This window comes from Kitasatospora sp. NPDC098652 (assembly GCF_044760155.1).
GTDB lineage: Bacteria > Actinomycetota > Actinomycetes > Streptomycetales > Streptomycetaceae > Kitasatospora.
Genome location: NZ_JBIWAQ010000052.1, coordinates 1 through 8,043 on the forward strand (window position 1 = coordinate 1; position 8,043 = coordinate 8,043).

Consider the following 8,043-nt stretch of genomic DNA (forward strand, 5'->3'; position numbering starts at 1 on the left):
GTGCGGGCGAGGGCGACGGTGACGGCGAAGATGGCGGGTTGGACGACGTCGACGCGGTTGAGGTCGGGGGCGCCGGGTTCGGCGCGCAGGACGTCGAGGAGGGACCAGCCGGTGTGGGGCCGGAGGGCTTGGTCGCAGGCGTGGAGGTGTTCGGCGAAGACGGGTGAGGTGTCCATCAGGGCGAGGCCCATGCCGGGCCACTGGGTGCCGTGGCCGGGGAACACGAACACCGTCTTCCCCGGAACAGCGGTGCCCCGGACGAGCCGGGCGTCCGGCTGATCGGCGGCCAACGCCCTCAGCCCGTCGAGGAGTTCGCCACGGGTGGTGGCGACGACGGCGGCGCGGTGGGTGAAGCCGGCGCGGGTGTCGAGCGTGGCGGCGACGGCGGCGGGGGTGAGTTCGGGGTGGGCTTCGACGTGGTCCGCCAGCCGTTCGGCGTGCTGCCGCAGGGCGGCCGGGGTCCTGGCCGAGAGCGGCCAGGTGACCGGTGTCGCGTCGGCCGTGCCGGTGGGGTGCGACGGTTCCTCGGTCCGAGGCACCGGCCGTGCGGCGGGGGCCTGTTCGAGGATGACGTGGGCGTTGGTGCCGCTGATGCCGAAGGAGGAGACGGCGGCGCGGCGCGGCCGGCCGTGCGTGGGCCAGTCGCGGTTCTCGGTCAGGAGCTCGACCTTGCCCGTGCTCCAGTCGACGTGCGGGGACGGTGCGTCGACGTGCAGGGTCCTGGGCAGGACCTCGTGGCGCATCGCCTCGATCATCTTGATGATGCCGGCGACGCCGGCGGCGGCCTGGGTGTGGCCGATGTTGGACTTCACCGAGCCGAGCCAGAGCGGGTGTTCGCGGTCCTGGCCGTAGGTGGCGAGCAGGGCCTCCGCCTCGATGGGGTCGCCGAGCCTGGTCCCGGTGCCATGGGCCTCCACCACGTCCACGTCGGTGGCGGCGAGCCCGGCGCCGGCCAGGGCCTGACGGATCACCCGGCGCTGGGCGGCGGCGCTGGGCGCGGTGAGGCCGTTGGAGGCGCCGTCCTGGTTGACGGCGGAACCCCGGACGACCGCGAGGATCTGGTGGCCGTTGCGGCGGGCGTCGGAGAGCCGTTCGACCAGCAGCAGGCCGACGCCCTCGCTCCACACCACGCCGTCGGCGGCGGCCGCGAAGGACTTGGAGCGCCCGTCGGGGGCCAGACCGCGCTGGCGGCTGAACTCGACGAAGGCGTTCGGGGTGGCCATCACCGTGACCCCGCCGGCGAGGGCGAGGTCGCACTCGCCGTTGCGCAGCGCGCGGGCGGCCAGGTGCAGGGCGACCAGCGACGAGGAGCACGCGGTGTTGACGGTCAGCGCGGGTCCGGCGAGGTCGAGCGCGTACGACACCCGGCCGGACGCGACGCTCGTCTGGGTGCCGGCGAGCAGGAACCCCTCGAAGCCGTCGGGTGCCGCCTGCATGAGCCGGTTGCCGTAGTCGTCGTACATGACGCCGGTGAAGACGCCGGTGTGGGTGCCGCGCAGGGTGGTGGGGTCGATGCCGGCGTTCTCGAGGGTCTCCCAGGCGGTTTCGAGGAGGAGCCGTTGTTGCGGGTCGGCGGCGAGGGCCTCGCGGGGGCTCATGCCGAAGAACTCGGGGTCGAAGTCGGCGGCGTCGTGGAGGAATCCGCCGTGGCGGGTGTAGCTGGTGCCGGGGTGGTCGGGGTCGGGGTGGTAGAGGGCGTCGAGGTTCCAGCCGCGGTCGGTGGGGAACTCGCCGATCGCGTCGACGCCGTCGGTCACCAGTCGCCACAGGTCCTCGGGGGAGCGGACGCCGCCGGGGTAGCGGCAGGCCATGCCCACGATCGCGATCGGCTCGTCGTTCCGCACCCGGGTGGTGGTGACCTCGTCGGTGCGGCCGGTGCCGGTGATCCGCTCGCCGAGGTACCGGGCGAGCGCGGCGGCGGTCGGGTGCTCGAACACCACGGTGGCGGGCAGCCGGAGGCCGGTGGCGGCGTTGACGCGGTTGCGCAGTTCGACGGTGGTGAGGGAGTCGAGACCCTGTTCGCGCAGGGCCCGACCCGGTTCGACCGTCGCGGGATCGTCGTGGCCGAGCACCTCGGCGGCCTTGGCAAGGACGAGGTCGAGCAGCGCCGCCTCCCGCTCGGCCGGGGGCAGTTCGGCGATCCTCCGGGCGGACGCGGCGGGCCGCGCGGCGGTGCTGCGGGCGTGGGCCGGCCCGCCGGTGCGGGGCAGCAGGCGGCGCAGCAGCGGGGGGATCCCGCCCCGGTCGTGCTCGGCCCGGACCGCCGCGAGGTCGAGCCGGGCCGGCAGGGTGACCGGCCGGCCGGCGGTGAGCGCGGCGTCGAACAGGGCGAGCGCGTCCTCGGCGGGCATCGCCGCGAGTCCGCCGCGGCGCAGCCGGGCCTGGTCGGAGTCGCTGATCCGCCCCGCCATGCCGGCGGAGTCGGCCCACAGGCCCCAGCCGAGTGAGACGGCGGGCAGGCCGGAGGCGCGGCGGTGTTGGGCGAGGGCGTCGAGGAAGGCGTTGGCGGCGGCGTAGTTGGCCTGGCCGGCACCGCCGAGGGTGGCGATCGCGGAGGAGAAGAGCACGAACGCGGTGAGCGGCAGCTCCCGGGTGAGTTCGTGCAGGTTCCAGGCCGCGTCCGCCTTGGGGTGCAGGACGGCGCCGGTCCGCTCGGGGGTGAGGGAGGTGACGGTCCCGTCGTCGAGGACGCCGGCGAGATGGACGACGGCGCGCAGCGGTCGGTCGGCCGGGACGGCTGCCAGCACCGCGGCCAGCGACTCCGGGTCGGCGGCGTCGGCGGCGGTGACGGTGACCTCGGAGCCGAGGGCGCGCAGTTCCTCCGCCCGTTCGGCGGCGCCGTCGGCGGCGGGGCCGCGCCGGCTGACGAGGACGAGGTGTCGGACCCCGTGGGCGGTCACCAGGTGCCGGGCGACCAGGGTGCCGAGGCCGCCGGTGCCGCCGGTGAGCAGCACGGTGCCGTCGAGCACGGTGCCGTCGAGCACGGTGCCGTCGGGGGTGGTGCCGTCGGGGGCGGTGGTGCCGTCCGGCCCGGCCGTGGTGAGCGGGGCCAGCCGGGGGACCTTCACCGTCCCGGCCCGGAGCGCCAGTTGGGGTTCGCCGGTACCGACGGCGGCGGGGACCGCGCGGGCCGAGGCCGGGTCGTCGTCCAGGTCGAGCAGGACGATCCGGTCGGGGTGCTCGGTCTGCGCGGAGCGGACGAGGCCCCAGACGGCGGCGGTCGCGGGGGACGGTGCCGGCGCCGTGTCGTCCACGGCGGCCGCGCCCCGGGTGGTGATCACCAGCCGCGCGTCGGCGAGGCGTTCGTCGGCGAGCCACTCCTGGACGAGCGTCAGCGCCTGCCCGGTGAGCCGGTGCGCGGCGTCGGCGGGGGTGCCGGGCGCCGTGCCGTCCGGCCCGAGGTCGTCGGTGTGCAGCGGTCCGGCGAGGACCAGGTCGGGGACGGGGGCGCCGCCGGCGACCGCCTCGCGCAGCGCGGCGAGGTCCGGGTAGGACTCTGCGGTCGGGCCGTCCGCCGGCGCGGACCCGAGGACGGCCCACCGGGCGGCCTCGGGCGCGCCGAGCGGCAGCGGCCGCCACTCCACGGTGTACAGGTCCCGTACGGTGCGGCCGGGGGCGAGCCGTGCGACGGCGACGGGGCGCAGCGCGAGGGTGCCGACGGCGAGCACCGAGCTGTCGGTCTCGTCGGTCAGGGTCACCTCGACGGTGTCGGCTCCGGCCGGGGCCAGCCGGACCCGCAGCGGCTCCCCCGCGGAGGAGCCCGAACCCGGTGCCGAACCCAGTGCCGAACCTCGTGCCGAACCCGAACCCGAACCCGAGCTGCGGCCCGGAGCCGCCCCGGAGCCCGCGTCGGCCTGCGCCGCCGCCCCCGTCGCGAAGCCGGTCCAGGCGAACGGCAGGAGCAGCTGCCCGGAGTCCCCCCGGAGCATCCCGGTGGCGGCCAGCGGGTGCAGCGCGGCGTCGAGCAGCGCGGGGTGCGGGGCACCCCGCCCGGTGTCCGTCCGCAGTTCCGCCGGGACGGTCACCTCGGCGAACAGGTCCTCGCCCAGCCGCCAGGCCGCCCGGACGTTCCGGAACGCCGGTCCGTACTCGTAGCCCTGCTCGTGGAGGCGGTCGTACAGCTCGGCGACGTCGAGTTCGGTGGCTCCGTGCGGCGGCCACTCCCCGCCCGGGACCACGTCCGCGCCCGGGCCGGCGGGCGCAGCGGCCGAGACGAACCCGGCCGCGTGCCGCGTCCACTCCGCGCTGCCCTGGCGCGCGTACAGCCGCACCGGGCGGTGTCCGGACCCGTCGGAGCCGCCCACGACGACCTGGAGCCGGACCTCGCCGTCCTCGGGGACGACGAGCGGTGCCTCCAGGGTGAGTTCGTCGACGGTGCCGCAGCCCACCTCCGACCCGGCCCGTACGGCGAGGTCCAGCAGCGCGGTGCCGGGCAGCAGGACGGTGCCGCGCAGCGCGTGGTCGGCCAGCCAGGGCCGGGTCGCGATGGACAGCTGCCCGGTGAACACGTGCCCTTCGCCGTCGGCGAGTTCCGTCACGGTGTCCAGGAACCGGTGCCCGAGGGCGTTGGCGCCGCGCGCGGCCGGCTCGATCCAGTAGCGCTGCCGCTGGAACGGGTAGGTCGGCAGGTCGCCGGGGTCCGCCGGGGCGTCGCGGAGGACGGCCCGCCAGTCGACCCGCACGCCCTGGGTGTGCACCCGACCGAGCGCTGCCGCGAACCGGTCCCAGCCGCCGTCGTCGCGGCGCAGCGACTCGGCGACCACGGCGCCGGCGGCGCCCGCCGCCTCCACGGTCTGCTCGATCGCCTGGGTGAGCACCGGGTGCGGGCTGACCTCGATGAAGGTGCGGTAGCCCTCGGCCGCCAGCTCCCGGATCACCGGCTCGAACTCGACCTGGTGGCGCAGGTTGCGGTACCAGTACTCGGCGCCGGTCTCGAACGGCTGCTGCCGCACCCCTTGCACGGTGGAGCGGAAGGCGGTCCGCGGTGTGCGGGGGGTGATCGGCGCGAGCACCTCCGCGAGCCGGTCCCGGACGGCCTCCACGTGCGCGGTGTGCGAGGCGTAGTCGATGGGCACCCGGCGGGCCCAGACGCCGGCCTCGGCGCAGTGCGCGGCCAGCTCCTCCAGGGCGGCGAGGTCGCCGCCGACGACGGTGGAGGAGGGGCCGTTCAGCGCGGCCACGGTCAGCCGGCCGTCCCAGCGGGCGATCAGTCCGGTCACCTGGTCCAGCGGGCGGGCCACCGACAGCAGGCCGCCGGTGTGCGCCAGCGGCAGCAGCTCGCGTCCGCGCAGCGCGACCACCCGCGCGGCGTCGGGCAGTGACAGTGCGCCGGCGACGTAGGCGGCGGCGATCTCTCCCTGGGAGTGGCCCATCACCGCGTCGGGCTCCACCCCGGCGGCCCGCCAGAGCGCGGCGAGGGCCGCCACGACCGCGAAGGTCGTGCACTGGATCACGTCCGACCGGTCCATCCCGGGAGCGCCCGGTGCGCCGGCCAGGACGTCGCGCACCGACCAGTCCAGGTACGGCTGGAGGGCGTCGGCGCAGGCGAGGAGTTCCGTCCGGAAGGCCGGCGAGGACTCCATCAGCCCGGCGGCCATGCCCGCCCACTGCGAGCCCTGCCCGGGGAAGACGAACACGACCTTGCCCCGGTCGGCCGCCGTGCCCCGTTCGAGGCCGGGCGCCGGTTCGCCGTTCGCGAGCGCGGTCAGGCCGGCTGCCAGGGCGGCCCGGTCGGCGCCGGTGAGGACGGCGCGGTGGGTGAACGCGGGGCGGCCGGTGGCGAGTGCCCGGCCGATGCCGGGCAGCGCGTGGTCCGGGGCGGTGTCGAGGTGGCGGCGCAGCAGGTCGGCCTGGGCGCGCAGGCCCTGCTCGTCGGGCGCCGAGACCAGCCACGGTACGGCGGTGTCGGCGCCGGGCGTGACGGGTCGGAGGCCGCCGTCCCCCGTTTCGCCGTCCCCCGTTTCGTCGGCCGCGGGCTCGCGGACCGCGGGGATCCCGGGGGCCTCTGGAGCCTCGGGGGCCTCTGGAGCCTCGGGGGCCTCTTCGAGCACCAGGTGCGCGTTGGTGCCGCTGATCCCGAACGAGGACACCGCCGCCCGCCGGACGGCCGTGTCGGGCCACGGCCGCGCCTCGGTCAGCAGCCGGACGGTACCCGCCGACCAGTCGACCTGACGGGTCGGCCGGTCCACGTGCAGGGTGCGGGGCAGGGACCGGTGACGCAACGCCATCACCATCTTGATCAGGCCGCCGACGCCCGCCGCGGCCTGCGCGTGCCCGATGTTGGACTTGAGGGAGCCCAGCCACAGCGGAGCGTCGGCGGGCCGGTTCCGTCCGTAGGTGTCGATCAGGGCCTGGGCCTCGATGGGGTCGCCGAGCCTGGTGCCGGTGCCGTGCGCCTCGACGGCGTCCACGTCGGCGGGTCCGAGCCCGGCGTCGGCGAGTGCCTGGCGGATCACCCGTTCCTGGGACGGTCCGTTGGGCGCGGTCAGCCCGTTGCTCGCCCCGTCGGAGTTGACGGCGGAGCCGCGGATCAGGGCGAGGACGCGGTGGCCGTTGCGCCGCGCGTCCGAGAGCCGCTCCAGCACCAGCATCCCGGCGCCCTCGGCCCAGGCGGTGCCGTTCGCGCTGTCGGAGAAGGCCTTGCACGTGCCGTCGGCGGACAGCCCCTGCTGCCGGCTGAACTCGACGAAGATCCCGGGGGAGGCCATCACGGTCACGCCGCCCGCGAGCGCCAGCGGGCAGTCCCCGTTGCGCAGGGCCCGGGCCGCGAGGTGCAGCGCCACGAGTGAGGACGAGCAGGCGGTGTCCACGGTGAGTGCGGGGCCCTGGAGCCCCAGGGTGTACGCGATCCGGCCGGAGGCGACGCTCGCCGTCGTACCGGTCAGCAGGAAGCCCTCCAGGCCTTCGGCGCCCTCGGTCAGCCGGGGCCCGTACTCCTGGGACATCGCGCCGACGAACACGCCGGTCTGGCTCCGGCCCAGCGACAACGGGTCGATGCCGGCCCGTTCCAGCGCCTCCCAGGACACCTCCAGCAGCACCCGCTGTTGGGGGTCCATCGCCTGTGCCTCGCGCGGGCTGATGCCGAAGAACGCCGGGTCGAACCGGTCGGCGTCGGCGAGGAACCCGCCGCGGCGCACGGAGGAGGTGCCGGAGGCCGCCGACTCCGGGTCGAACAGGGCGTCGAGGTCCCAGCCCCGGTTCTCCGGGAAGTCGGAGGTCGCGTCCGTCCCGGTCTCCACCAGCCGCCACAGCTGCTCGGGTGTGCGCACGCCGCCGGGGAACCGGCAGGCCATTCCGACGATCGCGATCGGATCGTCGGCGTCCGCGGCCGGCCCGTTCGCCGGCTGGTCGGGCCGGTGCCCGGCCGTGGGCGCGGCGGTGCCGGGCGCCTCGGCGAGGCGGTCGCGCAGGTGATCGGCGAGGAGTCGCGGCGTCGGGTGGTTGAACAGCAGCGCGGCGGGCAGCTCCAGGCCCGTCGCCGTCACCAGCCGGTTCCGCAGCTCCACGGCGAGCGAGGAGTCGAAGCCGAGTTCCTTGAACGAGCGCCCGGAGGCGGGCTCCTCGCCGCCGGTGTGGCCGAGGACGGCGGCCGCGTTCCGGTGCACCAGGTCCAGCAGCGCCCGGCGCCGTTCGGCGGGTGGCAGCGCGGCCAGTGCCTCGGACACCGGGGGCGGGGCGGCGGTGTCCCGCTCCTGCTCACCCGGGTCCGCGGCCGGTCCGTCGGGCGGTGTGTCGGCCGTGGTCCGCCGACCGGTTCCGGGCTCCAGCCAGTGGCGGCGCCGCTGGAAGGGGTAGGTCGGCAGGGAGATCCGCCGGGGCCGGGCGCCCTCGAAGAGCCGGGCCCAGTCGGCGTCCGCGCCGACGGTGTGCAGCCGTGCCAGCGAGGTGAGGAATGCCGTCCAGCCCGGCCGCTTGCGGTGCAGGGTGCCGGTGGTGACGGTCGTCGTACCGGTGTCGGTGGTGTCGGCGGTTTGTTGGATGGGGGTGGTGAGGACGGGGTGGGGGCTGGTTTCGATGAAGTGGGTGTGGCCGGTGTGGAGGAGG

The 8,043-nt window shown here is 76.3% G+C and carries 1 protein-coding gene; it reads right to left on the bottom strand.

The window, feature by feature from the left end; genetic code table 11:
* A partial coding sequence (locus ACIQWA_RS40755) for an SDR family NAD(P)-dependent oxidoreductase (RefSeq protein ID WP_402492213.1) occupies window positions 1-8,043 on the bottom strand: 8,043 nt, incomplete at both ends.